Source organism: Mucilaginibacter ginsenosidivorans (assembly GCF_007971025.1).
Classification (GTDB): Bacteria; Bacteroidota; Bacteroidia; order Sphingobacteriales; family Sphingobacteriaceae; genus Mucilaginibacter; species Mucilaginibacter ginsenosidivorans.
On sequence record NZ_CP042436.1, the window covers coordinates 4,871,158 to 4,887,345 of the forward strand.

A 16,188-nucleotide genomic window follows, 5' to 3' on the forward strand; every position below is an offset into this window, starting at 1 on the left:
TATGAATAAATCTATACGGAATGTATAGACATAATGCCAAAACCAACTAAAAAGTTACCAACTCAAGAAAGAGGTATTTGTAATGTTAGAAAATGAGCCAACCTTTGAAATTTTCAGGGAAGATGGCGTTTTAATTTCTGTAAAAGCCATTATACCCACATGGACTAAGCAAGCAGATGATGGTAGTATTGAAATATTACTGCCACATCTTGGAGGAGCAACAATATTTGTTGAAAGTGAGGATGACGTGGATAAGACCATTGATGATATGTTCAAAGCATTTTGTATTATGGTTGAAAAACACGGCAACGGGTTAGAGCATGAACTTGAGGCTATTGGATGGAAATCCTTTAAAAAGCACAAAGTAAATCAATCATTGTTAAACATGCTCCCGGAACGACCTGTATACGATTTTATGATTAATACAGGAAGCACGCGCGTACTCCAGACCGCGATATGAGTGACCCGCATTACCCTACCGTAGATTTTATGTTTTTCTACCAATTGGTTTGTGCCTCTGATAAGGTACAAGCCCAGGAGCAGATAGGTAATGTAATAGTTATACTGGTTAAGGGTGACTCAGCTGTTCATAAGAGATTAATATATCTTAGGAAGACACAAGGTAATGCAGTCCTTTATATGCAGGCTACGGCAACGGCGCTAAGACTTGGATTTTTAAATGAACTCATGCAATGGTATGTAGATAACCGCAACTGGAAAGACGGCGGTTATTTTGTTCCACAAGAAAATTAAAACCTCTTAACGGAGGTTTTTTTATAAATAATTTGTTATAAGTTTGCAACTGTCAACTAAATTACATACATTTGTTTCATGCAATTGGATTTCTTAAAAACCATTAAGAATTATGCGCTGGGTAACCATGTTACACCGTCATATATTTACAAACTGGTTAAAGAAAACAAACTACAAGCCGTTACAATTGACGGGGTACAATTTATAGACACTCAAAAATTTCCATCACTTAAAAAGTGATATTTTTTTGACTTATTAGTTCACAGTTATAAACTAACAACTATGCAACCTTTAGGCAAAGCACTACCATTTCGCACTATCAATGATATAGCGATACACTTTCAGGACAAAGCCACTTGTATTGAGTACATAACTCAATTACGTTGGAACGGCAAGCCTAAATGTGCTTTCTGTGAGCATGAGCATGTTTACGAATTGAAAGGGGCTAACAAGCGTTACAAGTGTGCTAAGTGCCGCAAGCATTTCAGCGCAATCAAAGGCACTATATTTGAAAATTCTACTGTGCCATTGGCTAAATGGTTTATGGCAATATTCATAATGTCTACCCATCGCAAGGGTATCAGTAGCGTACAGGTTAGCCGGAATATTGGCGTAACTCAAAAGACTGCATGGTTTATGATGCAGCGTGTAAGGAACGCTTTTAAAATGCAATCCTTTAACACCGTCACCAAATTAGGTGGCGACAAGGTTGTTGAAGCTGACGAGTGTTATTTGGGTGGCAAGCCTCAAAACATGCACAAAAGCAAAAGGCTGTTAGCGCAAAAGGACGGTTACAAAAAGATTGTCATTGCCGGGGCTGTGGAACGTAGCGGAAAGGTAAAAGTTGAAGCGGTGGAAAAAACGAGCGTGTACACACTAATACCATTTTTGATCAAAAACGTACATCAGGGCAGCAAGTTAATGACGGACGAGCATTTAGCCTACGTTAATGCAGGTCGTGTTTATGAGCATCAAAGTATTAAACACATCGTGCGTGAATATGTACGCGGGGAAGTTCATACCAATACGATTGAAAACTTTTGGAGTTTGCTCAAACGTGGCATTTACGGTACATATCATTTTGTAAGCACTAAGCACGTGCAAAATTATCTTGAGGAGTTTGCTTTCAGGTTTAACAGCCGTGAAATTACAGAGGCGCAAAGGTTTGATAAATTAATATCTTTGTCTAACCACAGGATTGATTATGCCACGCTCACAGGGAAACAAAAAGACAAAGGACAAACCAAAAAAGCCTAAGACGGATAAACAGGTAATTGACGGATTAGGTGTGTCTTTTGAACAAGCTATGGGCATACTCTCACAGCCAAATAAAACAGAAAATAGTCAAAAATAAAAGGCTATTTTCTTGTTTAATTCACTTATATTCAGTAACTTATATGTGTGAAATATGTGATAATATTGATTTTATTCTGCTTGTTTGGGTGTTGTTCTACCCGGAGTTTAAAGCCAAACACGCCTTATTTTTACCATTATCATAAACTGATCGAGTTTAAAGGCAATCGGGACTCATTAATATGGTTTAGACCTGAATTTTAATAACACGGTGGCTTTTTGTCCAACCACATAGTTTTTTTTCTTGTTACCATCAAAACATTAATCGGGCCGCCAACATGGTCGGGATGATATGTATGTGAGAAGTTTATTAAAAACTCGATGCCGCTTTTAAGCCCATTTTTCCATACTTCTCTATTACTCCATAGGTGGTTGTCAGAAATTTCTTTCCATTCACCAAAAGCTACGCTATCTACTTTGTCTTGTCTACCCCATTCGAGGTCAATAGATAGCGTGTCAGTTACCTTTCTTCTTAAAGCTAAATAATGCAATATCATCGTATCTTGTTCCCTACCAAATACAACACAGTCCGTTATCGCGTAACCTACCTTATATCTTTTTAATAGATACTGAACTTCATGTTTATTTGCCGAAACAAAAGAATTAAAAACGTAATCAATAACCGAGGTTTGATATGCTTTCTCAAATGCGGTTATTGACTTGGCTGTGTCTATAATTCTTTTAGCTAAATTCCTTAACGAAACTCCCTGATAGCCGCTTAAGGAAAAGTTAATACTACCATTTCCATTTGAGATTATCTTACAAGACGTATCAGCATATCGCGTTATTGGTTGCTTTGTTATAATATTAATACCTGATTGCGAAACCCTGCTATCCGCACCTACCATAATTGTATCATTTCGTTTAATAGCAACGATACAAGTTTGACTATATCCAATAAAGGGAACGAGAAAGATTAGTGCGATTAGGTATTTCATTGTTGTTAGGTTTAAAAGGTTTCCCATAAACCTAACAACAAATACTCACTTAAACAAGCCATAATAGCGGTATGTATGTCCATACTTGTAACCGCCTTGTGTTTTGTTGGGTTAAACTGCGGGATAGATGCCCTATAAGCGGTTAATAACCGGGTAAGTTTTGGGTGGCGTTGCAACTTTGTTCAACCAAACGAAGAGAAAAATTAAAGTTTAAAAGAACATGAGCACATTAAAGAATAGCGTACGCCTGGTTGGTAACCTGGGTATGGACCCCGAAGTAAAGAGTTTTGATAACAACCGTAAACTGGCGAAAATTTCTATCGCCACTAATGAAACTTACAAGAATGATAAGGGCGAGCGCATAACGGACACCCAATGGCACAACCTTGTATTATGGGGTGTCCAGGCCAAACTGGCCGAGGACCTGCTGAAGAAAGGTGATGAGATAGCCGTGGAAGGCAAGCTCTCCAGCAGGAGTTATGTTGACAAAGACGGCAACAAGCGTTACATGACGGAAGTTGTTGTTAACGAGTTCCTGAAAGTCGGCCTGAAAAAGCAACAATAAAAAGCATCCAAACCTAAACCATCATAATGAAGAAGCAGTCTCCGGTATTTGCCGGGGCTGCTTTGATTAATTAAAAACTTAAACCTTATTTATTATATTTGTTATCCACTTAGAGGCACGCGAAACCGCCCGGTTGTATAAACTGCTGAGCGACAAATTAGGCAATGACACTGCCGAGGCGATGTTTAAATATATTGATAGTAAAACAGAACGATCTGTGGAAGTAACCATCAAAGCATTAGCTACAAAAGATGATCTTTATTTTGTAAAGGATGACCTTCACCGGGAGATCGGCATTGTCCGAAAAGAGATCAGTGAGTCAAAAGCAGATACGATCAAATGGATGTTTATTTTCTGGATAGGGCAAGTAGGTGCTACGCTGGCTATTGTGCTCCTGTTCCTTAAAAAATAATTGGGGCAACTTTAAACATTTATTGTCTTCTCCACAATAATGTGGATCACATCGTCCAGTTCAAGCGCAGTTGTTTCTAAATGACTTATAATATCCCTGTTTAGCGGGTTATCCAGTTTCTTCCGGTCAAACAGGTTAACCAGGCCCATAATGGTTGCTACCGGCCGGCGAATATTATGCGAGCTGATAGCCGCTATATCCTGCAAGCGCCTGGTTTGTTCGGCGGTATGTTCTTCGTTCCGCTTACTTTCTATCAATGCACGCAATATGTTTATGGTACGGTCTATCATTTGCAGTTCATCTTTGCCCGGCTCACGCTCCGTATCATAATAAATGGCGAATGTTGCCAGCACCTGCGTCCCCTTAGGACTGATAACCGGGGTCGACCAGCATGCTTTAAGGCCATAAGGCAAAATATATTGTTTATAGTCCTGCCACAATGGGCTGTTGGCAATGTCACTAACCACCACCTGTTCCCGGTGATATGCTGCTGTTCCGCACGACCCTGCGTTGGGCCCTATCCGGGCGCCGTTGATGGCCGTGCAGTATTCCTGTGGCAAACGGGGTGCCGCAAGGTGGTACACTTTTTCCTGCTCCCGGTCTACTTCCAGTATCGAACAATACATTTCGGGGAAAATACTTTCGATACCCACCAGCAGTTTTTCCGCAATTTTCGAAAGCGGGTATTCTGCCATAAAATTCAGTTGCAATACCTTTTTTTCCAGTTCAAGGATCAGTTGTTCTATCTTGATGTGACTGATATCCCGGATAAAAACAATGAGTTCACCTTTGTAAGGGTAAATGTTCAACCGCAACCAACCCTTGCAATGCTTGTCATAGTATTGAAGCTGCTGAGGCGTATTAGTTTGAAAGGCAACTTCAAACATTGGAACTACTTCCTCCGTCGTTGTCAATTGGTCTATAAGCCTGAAATCGGCTCCGTACAACTCGTCGCCGGTCATTTTTACCAGTTTTTGGAACGCAGGATTAAACGCATTAATGCGCCAATGCCGGTCGAGCATAAAAAAGCCCTCGGTAAGGCTGGCCAGTACATGCTGTACTTTATCCGAAATATTGTACGGGTTACGGATATTCAGGTCCTCATCGCGGTAAATACCCGATGCATAAATAAGTTGTTCCTTCTTGTCATAACAAGCCGACCAACTTACAGTAAAAAAGCTTCCGTTCCTGGCTTCAAGCCTCGAAATAAATCCTTCGGCATTCTGGAGTGAAATAATACTTTGAAACAAATCGGCAAGTTTGTTCCTATCATCGGGATGGGACAGATCGGCCAGGCTCTTTCCGGCAGACTCCTCCCTGCTATATTCCGTAAAATGCGACCAGGAAGCATTGGTATAAATAATATTCCCCTTGGTATCGGCTACGAAAAATATATCGTCAGAATGATTTAACAGGAAAGCAAGCCGTTCGTCCATAGCAAGCTATTTATTATTAGTAAATATACAATAATAGATTACTTATTATGCAACGGTAATAATATATAATTTCAGGGCGTGGTAACGGCTACCGGCAATATTTTCCCGTTAAAGAACTTATGACCCGTCAAAGCAAAATCGGCTATATATTTGCCCATTTCGAAAGCAAGTACAGGCGACTCGTAGCCCGGGAAAGCTTTTTCGAGCATCTCTGTCTGCGCCGAGCCAAGCGCCAGGCAGTTCACTTTTATTTGCCTGTCAGTTAACTCCTGTGCCAAGCATTCGGTCAAGGTATGAAGGGCGGCTTTGCTTGCCGAGTAAGCGGACAGTCCGGCGAATTTTGAACTCCCCTGGTAAGCTCCCATGCTGCCAATGTTGAGGATATGGGCATTTGCAGGCATCAATCCCAACAGGCTCTGGATCATGCGGACGTGCCCGATAAAATTGTTTTGCAGCATCTCCACAAAATCACTCTCCTCCAGTTCGGGAAAAGGCTTGTTGATCAGTTGGCCTGCATTGTTAACCAGGATATCCACCCGGTTATCAAGGCGGCTCGCGATAAACTGCAAAAGGCCTGCGTAATCATCGTGCACAATATCGAAGGCGATCGGATAAAGCTCACAATCGGGGTTTAACCCCTGCGCTATTTCGGCCAGTCGGCCCAGTTTATCTTCGGAGCGCGCAAGAGCTATTACTTTATGCTGATCAGACAAGATCAGTTCCAATACCGCCTCAAACCCCACACCGCTGCTTGCGCCTGTTATAATGATGTTCATACTACGCTAAGGTATTAAATTTCCTACACCACCAGCTTCTGCTCAACCGGGTGTTTTATCAGGTAGAGGCCGTCATTAATGAGCTTGGTTAATTCTGGCTCATTAGCAGCCCTCGTTTCCAGGAACGTTTTGATCTCCCTGGCCACCGAAGGTTCTGTATTCTCATGATCCAGTATTTCCAGTATCTCGAGCGCGCAAAGCCAGTCATCGTGATGATTTTTTTGCAGCATCATCCATACGTTGCCCAAAAACCCATAATCGCCGCCATTGTGCCGGCGGTTGCGAACCTGCTGATATAACTTGTGCAATTCTATAGTCCGGGGGTCATAGTGCACATGATGGGTGGCTGTGTTGGACTTTGGTGGTATCTCCTCGAAAGCTTCTTTATCTGCCGCGCCGCAAAAGACTGAGATTATCCTTTCGCCGACAGCCATATCGTAATCTCCCCAGGCTGGACTGAACAGTATTTCCCCCTCTGGATCTTTTACAGTACAGTCTTCGAAAGCGATCACCTGGATCTTTTCATTATTAACGATTATGTTCTTTACAATGCCGCTTACTTTGATACCGCTTTCAAATTCCAGATCGGTTTGCTTGCCTTGTTCAATACCGATATCAGCCAAAGACATTTCTTCTAATGACGTTGAGAATCCTTTCAATTTTCCGACGGGTGAACTAAACCCATCGTGGTGGTGATCCTTTCCGTGACCCTTTAACTGTTTATTATTATGGGACAGCATTGTTGGCCCTGATGTTTTTATAAAAGCTGGCTGATCGCCATATTTCTTAAACTCTGAGATCACCCCAGAAACCTGCAAACCAGAACTATAAACCACGGTACAGGTATTTTTACTTTCTACGGCTTTTTGCAGGCCGTATATCCCTCCCACCCTGAAGGACATGGTATTGGCAAACTCCTCCAAAACATCTATCAGGTTTTGAAACGTGTCGGTAACAAAAAGTTGCGGCTGTGGCTTGGTGATATCATAAGGATAATTTACGGCGTATTTATTATACCATAGTTTTTTCACATCACTTTTCATGCAGGTCGAGCTTTCGCCTATGGAAGAAAGTAAACCGGCGCCGTATATCTTTGGGTTCTCCAGGTTTCCTATCAAGCCGTATTCAACTGTCCACCAATGCAGGCGGCTCAACAAAGCCATTTCGGATGGTTCGCCCATATTTTCCTGCCGGTAAGCCAATAATTCTTCTGCCTTCCTTATTTCTTCCGCATCGGCATCAGGCATCTCTTTTAAAATGGACAACGACCTGATGGCCTCGTACAATTCAAAATCCTGCGCCGAAAACATAGCCTTCGCCCCTATCGAACCGAAATAGCTCAGGTATTCATGGTAATCCTTATCGGCTATGATAGGCGCATGACCGGCTGATTCGTGGATAATATCTGGAGCAGGCGTGTATTCAATGTGTTTCAACTGGCGTATATCGGCCGCTATCACCAGTACGCGATATGCCTGGTATTCCATAAAGGCAGCCGGCGGTATAAAACCATCTACCGTAACCGCTCCCCAGCCTATCTTGCCGAGCGCATCGTTCATTTCCTGCAGGCTCGGGATCTTTTCGATGGTCAGGCCGGCCTTTAGTAACCCTGGTATATATGGGTAATAGGCAACATCTTTAAGGTAACTGTAGTTTTGCCTCATCACATAGCGCCATACGGCGTGATCGATAGGCGTATAATGCTCGTAGTGCTGGTCGACTATAAATTGTTTTAAATGGGAAGGCAGCGCCGCAACCTGCGGGTTATTAAAATCATTAAAACGGCTCATTACGTTCAGTTGGTTTATTAAGAGAACGTAAAATTAGGAATTTGGTTGGAAAGGTTTGCAGCTATTCGGCCTGGCTGTTTTCAACATTACCGTTTTCGTTAACACCTATGGAAGGCAGCCCCTCCTCGAGACGCTTCGGCCGAATGACATAATAAAGGCCAAGCATAGCTACGATAAGTGAGGTAAGGTAAAAAGAAACGCTCAGGAAAACTGCCAAACCAACATTCATGTGAAATATCGGGGAAAGCCGGGCAAAAATGGCTTCCCGCGCTCCTGCACCTCCAAAGGTAATGGGTACAACTGCTGCCAAAGCCGAGATTAGAAAAGACAGTAAATAAGGCGCAAATTTACCGTGAAAATCCTGCCCCATAAGTACACAGAGGATGGTAAGTACCTGTAACGACTGAACAATTACTGCCTTGGCGTGCCCTTTGAAAAAATGCCTGGTAAAATCCTTGAAAAATATCTTTACAACGACGTAATAAATAATCGACCCAAGCAAAAAAGCCGCCATTGGAATAGCCAGGTGTATCTGCTCCTGTATCTGCGGGATAAATATGGTCAGCGTGACGACGATCAACCCGATGGCCCACAAGCCGCTTAACCGGTCGAACGCTATCGCCCAAAACACTCTTTTGGCGGGCAGTTTATAGGTTTTATGCAGTAAATATATCTTGTACCCATCCCCGCCTATGCCGCCCGGAAGTAAAAGGTTGTAAAAGATACCGAGTAAGTACAGGCGAAAATTGAAACGGGTATCCAGTCTGAGGTTAATGGATTTGAAAAAACTCATAAGCCTCCATGCAGATGCTACCATCGAAAAGAAGTAGACGATGACCCCTGCAAACATCCACCAATAGTTGGCGTGAAATAACCTGTCTTTTATTTCGCTGATTGGCTGCTTGCTGAATACATAATACAGCAGGGCCGAAGTGACTGCAAGTTTTAAAATAAGTTTGGTAACGTTCCAAACCTTATGTTTCCAGGTGCGCGGATTCGGGTTATCTTCGACTATCTCTTCTATTTCAGTCATTTCGGCTGCAAAAGTAAGATTTTGATTTCACAGATTACTATACAATGATTTCACCGATTATTTTGTGCCAGGGACGCACGTGTCTGCCGGATGTTAAATTTTGATGAAGAATACAATTCAGCGCAAACCGGACCAATCGGTGTAATCAAAATAATTAACTTTGCGCAAATTTTAAAGCGCATGGCAAAAGTTAAGGTTGGTTTGGTGCAGATGTCGTGCACAGCAGATAAGCAGCAGAACCTGGATAAGGCAATTGTTAAAGTGCGCGAAGCTGCTGAAAAAGGGGCTCAGATAGTTTGCTTGCAGGAGCTCTTTACTTCGCTGTATTTCTGCGACGTGGAGAATTACGACAACTTTAAGCTTGCCGAAGCAATCCCCGGCCCATCAACTGACGAGCTATCTAAAGTAGCTAAAGAACTGCATGTGGTAATCGTAGCTTCTTTGTTTGAAAAACGTGCGCAGGGGCTTTATCACAACACCACCGCGGTAATTGATGCCGACGGCGCTTACCTCGGGAAATACCGCAAAATGCACATACCTGACGACCCAGGCTTTTACGAGAAATTCTATTTCACGCCGGGCGACCTGGGCTATAAAGTTTTCAAAACCAAATATGCTACCATTGGGGTGCTCATTTGCTGGGACCAGTGGTACCCGGAAGCTGCCCGCATAACGGCTTTGATGGGTGCCGAAATATTGTTTTATCCAACGGCCATCGGCTGGGCTACCAGCCAGGACGATGCTACTAACGTTGAACAATACAACGCCTGGCAAACTATCCAGCGCTCGCATTCGGTAGCAAACGGCGTACACGTTGTAAGCGTGAACCGTGTGGGACAGGAAGAAGAACTGAAGTTTTGGGGAGGATCATTTATATCAAATCCATTTGGCACCATACTTTACCAGGCTTCCCATACCGATGAAGAGGTAATTGTACAAGAAATAGACTTGGGTAAGACAGATCATTATCGTACACACTGGCCGTTTTTGAGAGACCGCCGTATCGATTCATACCAGCCAATTACTAAGCGCCTGATTGATGAACAATAATCTTTCGGACTTTCGGACTTTCGGACTTTCGGACTTGCCGAAGGCAAAAGGCTTCCACTTCCCCGCCGAATGGGCGCCGCATACAGCTACCTGGCTCAGCTGGCCGCACAAGGAAGAATCGTGGCCCGGTAAGATCGGTATGATCTATAGCCGCTATGCGGAATTTGTAAAAGAAGTTGCCAAAGGCGAATTGGTGCGCATCAATGTTATTAATGATACCATGATGGCCTTTGCCAAAGAACAATTATCTGCCGCGGGCGCCGATCTGACAAAAATTGAGTTTTTCAATTTCCCCACCAACGATGCCTGGTGCCGCGACCACGGTCCGGCGTTTTTGATCAACCCGGAAACCAAACAAAAAGTGATCGTTGACTGGGGCTATAACGCCTGGGGCGATAAATATCCGCCCTACGACTTTGACGATGTCATCCCAACTAAAATTGCGCAGCATTTCGGTCTGCCGGTTTACCATCCGGGCATTGTAATGGAAGGGGGATCGGTCGATTTTAATGGAAAAGGAACCGTTTTAACCACCACCGCCTGCCTGCTCAATAAAAACCGCAACCCGCAACTGAACCAGCAGCAAATTGAGGACTATCTTCAAAATTATTATGGTGTTCAGCAGGTATTATGGCTTGACGACGGTATTATAGGCGACGATACCGACGGCCATATCGACGATATTACCCGCTTTGTAAACGGGGACACCGTAGTTACCGTTATAGAGGAAAACAAGGCGGATGAGAACTACCATATCCTGCAGGAAAACCTCGAAACGCTTAAAACCATGCGGTTGCTCAGCGGCAAGCAACTCAATATTATCGAGCTGCCAATGCCCGACCCTGTTTATTACGATGGACAGCGCCTGCCGGCTTCCTATGCCAACTTTTACATCGCAAACGCAGCCGTTATTGTGCCCACCTATCGCTCCAAAAACGATGACCGGGCATTAGATATCCTGATACAGTGCTTCCCCGATAGAAAAGTCATCGGCATTGATTCGACTGATATTATCTGGGGTTTGGGCAGCTTTCATTGTTTGAGCCAGCAGGAACCGGCTGTGTAGATATTGGATTACCGTTTTATAGTCAGGCATTAGTTCAGCTAATTGGGTAATTATTCATTTTTGAAGAATTACTTGTACCTTTATGCTATTGTATAACTTTTATGAAAATAACGATCGAAATAGATAGTAAAAGTGAATTGGACAAATTATCCGCTTTATTCAAAACATTTAAAATCAATACGGTTAAAGTTATTTCCATTGATGAAAATGCTTTGCTGATTAAAGGCGATAAAAAGATCGATCCAAAGGAGCTGTTTGGTATGTGGGCCGAAAAGCCCAGATCATTGGATAATATTCGTAAAACGGCCTGGCAACGATAATGAAGCTTCGCAATGGTTTTATGTGATACCAATATTTTCATCCACGCATTTAATGGAAGACAGGAAACAATTGACAAGTTATTGTCTATAGGTCTTGACCAGATCGTACTTTCTGTAATCACCGTGATGGAACTTTACCAGGGCATGGCTAACAAAACCGAACTGGCACAATTAAAAAGAAAGATTCGGTATTACGATGTGATTGAAATTGATCCCGTTATTTCAAAAACAGCAACCTCTCTTATAGAAAACTTCAAATTGAGTCACGGTCTTCAAATTCCTGATGCCATAATCGGCGCAACCGCGTCTGTGCATCAAATCCCACTTTTTACTTATAACGTAAAAGATTTCGATTTTATACCCGGTGTTATATTGGTTTGAGATGCCTTTCTATACTGAAAGTCTCTTGCTCGGATTACTCATTCACCGACCATTCCCCTTTCCTTACCGACTTCTTCAAATACATCGCCTATATACAGTTGCCGTCACTTCAATACCGCTTTAGTTTTGAGTAAGATTTAAAACTTAAAACGATGAACACTATTATAGATAACACCAACAGGCGCAATGGCAGAGTGGTTGCAGGAGCAATTATAGTTCTGGTTGGATGCGCACTACTTGCCGATCAGTTCGACATGTTTTATATCCCCGACTGGCTGTTAAGCTGGCCAATGTTATTGATAGCAATAGGGCTGTACAGCGGTGCCAAACATAACTTTCAGAATATGACCTGGGCAATATTGATTTTTATAGGCGGCGCCTTTTTACTCGACGATGCCCTGCCCGATTGGAACATTGAGGATTTTGTATGGCCAATAGGCATTATTGCCTTAGGCGTTTACCTTATCATGAGGCGCGGCCGTCACCACTTGAAATACTAACTATTCATATACTTTTACAACAAAAGGAGAGGCATATAACCCTCTCCTTTTTTATTGTAATAACAGTCAAATACAAATACCAAAGCAGAAACGAACAATACGACAATTTTTTCACCGACAATTTTTCCGCCCTTACCGATTAGTTCAATAATATCGCCAATATTTGATAGGTTCGCCTTAAGTATTACCTTAGTTTTGAATAAGATTTAATTTTGACAGAATAGACAATGAGCGAGCATGTAAATGATATAGAATACCAGAATAAACCTAACAATAACGGAAAGGCAATTATCGGAATGGTACTGTTGATCATTGGGGGTTTATTACTGGTTCGCCAGTTCAGCTACTTTTTGATACCGGGCTGGATATGGGAGTGGCCAACCTGGCTCATCGTAGCCGGGCTTTATATAGGGGCCAAACATAATTACCGCAGATCAATATGGTTCATATTAGTATTTATAGGATTAGCCGGAACATTGAACAATGCCATTCCGGGGTTGCATATAGGGAACCTGATATGGCCCGGGATGATCATTATGATAGGCTTATGGATAATATTAAGGCGCAATCACTCCGGTGCAAACCGTAACAAATGGGAAAAACAGTGGGAGCAAAAATGGGAATACAAATGGCAGCAAAAATGGGATAAGCATTACCACACGCCCATCGATCCTCAGCCTCAAACACCCGCCGACGACGAAACCTCGGGCAATATTCCACCGGTTAATCCGAACGCGCGCCCTATAACAGGCGATGATTTCCTGGATGCCACGTCCATATTCGGCGGTGTTAAAAAAACGATCCTTTCGAAAAACTTCAGGGGTGGCGACATTACCAATATTTTCGGCGGGGCCGAGATCGATCTTACACAAGCTGATATCGACGGCAAGGTGGTATTGGACATTACCCAGTTATTCGGGGGCACCAAGATCATTGTTCCGCCGCACTGGCAGGTAATTTCCAACCTTTCAGCGGTATTTGCCGGGGTAGATGATAAACGCCTCAGAAAGGTGGGTGCAGGCGATAACAATAAAATACTCGTGCTGGAAGGTGTGTCCATCTTCGCCGGGGTCGAAATAAGAACTTTTTAAGCAAGTAAAAACATAAACCAAGGTTTTGGCAAGCACGCAACTAACATTTTCCAAAATACGCATCGCGTTTGTATCAGGTGGCCTGGTATGGGCCATCCTGCTTACATACGTGGTGCATACCTTTGGTTTTACGTGGTACATCTCCATTATGGATGGGGCAATATGCACGCTGCTGCTTGGGGCTGCCTGCTGGCTCATCAATAACAACCTTAAATATTATCAACCGGGCAAGGGTAGTTATATCAACCTGTTTTTCTGGTGCCTGGCGCTTACTGCTGCCGCAACCTTCGGCGCGCGGTGGGTTCTGCCTTACATTATCGGCAACAACATATATTCCAACTTTCATATTCAGTCAGTAACCATACGTTTTTTTACCAACTTTCTGGCTATAGGCTGGATGGCCCTGATCAGTATGATATGGTATTCGCAACTGGACCAGAAAGAAAACGAAAAGCGTAAAGGCGAAGCCGAAAAGCTGGCCCGCGATGCAGAATTGTATAATCTGCGCCAGCAATTGCAGCCGCACTTCCTTTTTAACAGTTTGAATTCCATCAATGCGCTTATCGGCTTTAAACCGGATGAGGCACGTAAGATGATACACCAGCTTTCCGACTTTTTACGTGGAACGCTGAAGAAAGACGACCAGCAGCAGGTAACCCTGCCGGATGAACTTTCGCATCTTCAATTGTATTTGGACATAGAGAAAGTGCGGTTTGGGCATCGTTTAAAAACGGAGATCAGCTGCGACGATAAATGCGACACGGCCGTATTGCCGCCCATGATTTTGCAGCCGATCGTCGAAAATGCGATCAAATTTGGTTTGTACGACACCACCGAAAGCGTAACGGTCAGCATCAGGGCCGAAATTGAGGACAACTACCTGACTATGACCGTGCAAAACCCTTACGACCCTAAGACCGCCCGGCCGCGCAAAGGAACAGGTTTTGGTTTGAGCGGCGTACAAAGGCGACTTTATTTGCTATATGCACGCACCGATTTGGTGGAAACTTTCGCAGATGATAATATCTTTACAACCATAATCAAAATACCGCAATAATGAAACGAGCGCTTGTGATAGACGACGAACCTTTGGCCCGCATGGTTGTACTGGAATATTTGCAGGATTTTAAGGACCAGATAGAGGTATTACAGGAATGCGGCGATGGCTTTGAGGGCCTGAAAGCCATACAGCAATACCAGCCCGACCTGGTGTTTCTGGACGTGCAGATGCCGAAAATAAACGGATTTGAAATGCTGGAGCTGGTGGAACAGGCCCCATCGGTGATATTTACCACAGCGTTTGATGAGTACGCCATTAAAGCTTTTGAAACCCACGCTGTAGATTACCTGCTGAAACCGTTTACCCGCGACCGGTTTCATAAAGCGGTTGAAAAATTCCTGTCGCAAGCCCCTGTGGTGCATCCTGCCAGGCAAACCGAAAGCCTGCTGGAGGCCGCTTCGCAATCGCCCGCGCAGCACGAACGTATTGTGGTGAAAACCGGCACCAAGGTAAAGATCATCCCTGTAAATGACGTGGAATACCTGGAAGCCGACGACGATTATGTAAGTGTGCATACCGCCGAAGGTTCATTCCTGAAAAACAAAACCATGAGCTTTTTCGAACAAACCCTCGATCCATCCACCTTCGTACGTGTGCACCGCTCCTATATCATCAAAATCCAAAACATCACCCGTATCGACCCATACGAAAAGGATGCGCATATTGCTATACTAAAATCGGGCGCCAAAATACCGGTGAGCAAAACAGGGTATGCCAAGCTGAAGCAGGTGCTGGGGATATGAGTTTGATTTTGGATTTCGAATGTTCAATTTCGAATTTATAATTAGGTCATGCCTAACTTGTTTCGGCACCTCTCATGCTAAATGGCCCGTATGCCGGCGATCTCTTTGTGGGACCCTGGAACAAGTTCAGGATGACTTTTTCTATTAAAACAATTATGGCACTCAAACGGCGTTTATTATACATCACAATAAACCAGCACCCATGCCTAAATTCCTCATCACCCTAATTATTCCGCTGCTTTTTGCAGCGGATCAGAAAACTTACATTCCGGATAGTAAACGCGCTGCGGATATCCGCACCAAAATATGGCCGAAATTGCAAGGCGATCTTAAGGCTGCGGGGTTAAAAAATGACCAGCCTGTATTTATCCGGATATTTAAAGAGCCGGGAATATTAGAGATTTGGGTAAAATCGGGCAAGCAATATAAACTGTTCAAGAACTATCTCATCTGCGCTTATTCCGGCGGCCTCGGCACCAAAACCAAAGACCACGACGGTAAATGCCCGGAGGGTTACTATACCATCACGCCAACGCAGCTTAACCCGGTTAGCACCTATCATTTAGCCATGAATGTTGGCTACCCCAATGCATTCGACCAATCGCGCAGTTACACCGGCAATGCCATTATGATACACGGTTATTGCGCCTCCATCGGCTGCTACGCCATGACGGACCAGATGATTGAAGAAATTTATACGATGGTTTACGAAGCGTTTTTACACGGACAAAAATCGGTGGATGTCAATATATTTCCCTTTAAACTAACTAATGCAAATATTGATAAATACTCCGCTTACCCTTATGTTTCATTCTGGCAACATTTGAAACCCGGGTATGATATTTTTGAAAAAACGCATATACCACCGGCGGTGAGTGTGGTGAATAAGAATTATTCCTTCAGGTAGAGACGCAAAATATT

Annotated in this window: 19 protein-coding genes; 14 read left to right on the forward strand and 5 right to left on the reverse strand. The window is 43.5% G+C overall.

Translation table 11 applies throughout. The features are described from left to right. Positions 1-82: 82 nt before the first annotated feature. The 3 genes from FRZ54_RS22195 to FRZ54_RS22205 all read left to right on the forward strand — a co-directional run bounded on the left by FRZ54_RS22195 (position 83) and on the right by FRZ54_RS22205 (position 2,010). Positions 83-460 (forward strand): hypothetical protein, encoded by a 378-nt coding sequence (locus FRZ54_RS22195; protein ID WP_147033996.1) that lies wholly within the window; start codon positions 83-85, stop codon positions 458-460. Then, positions 457-753, forward strand: a complete 297-nt coding sequence (locus FRZ54_RS22200; protein WP_147033997.1) for a hypothetical protein — start codon at positions 457-459, stop codon at positions 751-753. The genes FRZ54_RS22195 and FRZ54_RS22200 overlap by 4 nt, the downstream gene beginning before the upstream one ends. A 282-nt stretch (positions 754-1,035) precedes the next feature. Beyond that, a complete protein-coding gene (locus FRZ54_RS22205) occupies positions 1,036-2,010 on the forward strand; it encodes an IS1595 family transposase (RefSeq protein WP_147033998.1) in 975 nt (324 codons plus the stop codon). Between the two features lie 296 nt (positions 2,011-2,306). Here the strand turns inward: FRZ54_RS22205 and FRZ54_RS22210 are convergent, their stop codons facing one another. Beyond that, positions 2,307-3,044: a hypothetical protein gene (locus FRZ54_RS22210; RefSeq protein WP_147033999.1), complete on the reverse strand. Its 738-nt coding sequence runs from the start codon at positions 3,042-3,044 to the stop codon at positions 2,307-2,309. A 220-nt stretch (positions 3,045-3,264) separates the two neighbouring features. Between FRZ54_RS22210 and FRZ54_RS22215 the strand changes: the two genes are divergently transcribed. Both FRZ54_RS22215 and FRZ54_RS22220 read left to right on the forward strand, forming a co-directional pair. After that, a complete protein-coding gene (locus tag FRZ54_RS22215; protein ID WP_147034000.1) occupies positions 3,265-3,609 on the forward strand; it encodes a single-stranded DNA-binding protein in 345 nt (114 codons plus the stop codon). Positions 3,610-3,742: 133 nt separating this feature from the next. Next, positions 3,743-4,021 carry a hypothetical protein gene (locus FRZ54_RS22220; protein WP_147034001.1) on the forward strand — a complete coding sequence of 93 codons (279 nt, stop codon included), beginning with the start codon at positions 3,743-3,745 and terminating at the stop codon, positions 4,019-4,021. A gap of 11 nt (positions 4,022-4,032) precedes the next feature. Here FRZ54_RS22220 and FRZ54_RS22225 read toward each other — a convergent pair whose 3' ends face one another. From FRZ54_RS22225 to FRZ54_RS22240, 4 genes are all read right to left on the reverse strand, one after another. After that, positions 4,033-5,457 carry a PAS domain-containing protein gene (locus tag FRZ54_RS22225; RefSeq protein ID WP_147034002.1) on the reverse strand — a complete coding sequence of 475 codons (1,425 nt, stop codon included), beginning with the start codon at positions 5,455-5,457 and terminating at the stop codon, positions 4,033-4,035. Between the two features lie 71 nt (positions 5,458-5,528). Continuing rightward, the gene (locus FRZ54_RS22230) at positions 5,529-6,233 is read right to left on the reverse strand and encodes an SDR family NAD(P)-dependent oxidoreductase (RefSeq protein ID WP_147034003.1); all 705 of its coding nucleotides are present in this window, start codon (positions 6,231-6,233) and stop codon (positions 5,529-5,531) included. Positions 6,234-6,256: 23 nt separating this feature from the next. Continuing rightward, the gene (locus tag FRZ54_RS22235; protein ID WP_147034004.1) at positions 6,257-8,023 is read right to left on the reverse strand and encodes an aromatic amino acid hydroxylase; all 1,767 of its coding nucleotides are present in this window, start codon (positions 8,021-8,023) and stop codon (positions 6,257-6,259) included. Positions 8,024-8,084: 61 nt separating this feature from the next. Beyond that, positions 8,085-9,056, reverse strand: a complete 972-nt coding sequence (locus FRZ54_RS22240) for a lysylphosphatidylglycerol synthase transmembrane domain-containing protein (protein WP_147034005.1) — start codon at positions 9,054-9,056, stop codon at positions 8,085-8,087. Between the two features lie 180 nt (positions 9,057-9,236). Here FRZ54_RS22240 and FRZ54_RS22245 point away from each other — a divergent pair, with 180 nt between their 5' ends. The 9 genes from FRZ54_RS22245 to FRZ54_RS22285 all read left to right on the forward strand — a co-directional run bounded on the left by FRZ54_RS22245 (position 9,237) and on the right by FRZ54_RS22285 (position 16,174). Next, positions 9,237-10,106, forward strand: coding sequence for a carbon-nitrogen hydrolase (locus FRZ54_RS22245; protein ID WP_147034006.1), 870 nt, complete (start codon positions 9,237-9,239; stop codon positions 10,104-10,106). Next, entirely contained in the window at positions 10,096-11,172 is a 1,077-nt protein-coding gene (locus FRZ54_RS22250) for an agmatine deiminase family protein (RefSeq protein WP_147034007.1), read from the forward strand. The genes FRZ54_RS22245 and FRZ54_RS22250 overlap by 11 nt, the downstream gene beginning before the upstream one ends. Before the next feature lie 101 nt (positions 11,173-11,273). After that, on the forward strand, positions 11,274-11,492 hold the full coding sequence (locus tag FRZ54_RS22255) for a hypothetical protein (protein ID WP_147034008.1): 219 nt from the start codon (positions 11,274-11,276) through the stop codon (positions 11,490-11,492). Between the two features lie 12 nt (positions 11,493-11,504). Then, positions 11,505-11,873, forward strand: coding sequence for a type II toxin-antitoxin system VapC family toxin (locus FRZ54_RS22260; protein ID WP_147034009.1), 369 nt, complete (start codon positions 11,505-11,507; stop codon positions 11,871-11,873). Positions 11,874-12,025: 152 nt separating this feature from the next. Beyond that, positions 12,026-12,373 carry a LiaF transmembrane domain-containing protein gene (locus FRZ54_RS22265; RefSeq protein WP_147034010.1) on the forward strand — a complete coding sequence of 116 codons (348 nt, stop codon included), beginning with the start codon at positions 12,026-12,028 and terminating at the stop codon, positions 12,371-12,373. Positions 12,374-12,600: 227 nt separating this feature from the next. After that, positions 12,601-13,464: a LiaF transmembrane domain-containing protein gene (locus FRZ54_RS22270; RefSeq protein WP_147034011.1), complete on the forward strand. Its 864-nt coding sequence runs from the start codon at positions 12,601-12,603 to the stop codon at positions 13,462-13,464. Between the two features lie 25 nt (positions 13,465-13,489). Next, positions 13,490-14,521 carry a sensor histidine kinase gene (locus tag FRZ54_RS22275; protein WP_187359696.1) on the forward strand — a complete coding sequence of 344 codons (1,032 nt, stop codon included), beginning with the start codon at positions 13,490-13,492 and terminating at the stop codon, positions 14,519-14,521. Beyond that, the gene (locus tag FRZ54_RS22280; RefSeq protein ID WP_147034012.1) at positions 14,521-15,267 is read left to right on the forward strand and encodes a LytR/AlgR family response regulator transcription factor; all 747 of its coding nucleotides are present in this window, start codon (positions 14,521-14,523) and stop codon (positions 15,265-15,267) included. The genes FRZ54_RS22275 and FRZ54_RS22280 overlap by 1 nt, the downstream gene beginning before the upstream one ends. A 202-nt stretch (positions 15,268-15,469) precedes the next feature. Further along, positions 15,470-16,174, forward strand: a complete 705-nt coding sequence (locus tag FRZ54_RS22285) for a L,D-transpeptidase family protein (RefSeq protein ID WP_147034013.1) — start codon at positions 15,470-15,472, stop codon at positions 16,172-16,174. Positions 16,175-16,188 lie beyond the last annotated feature (14 nt).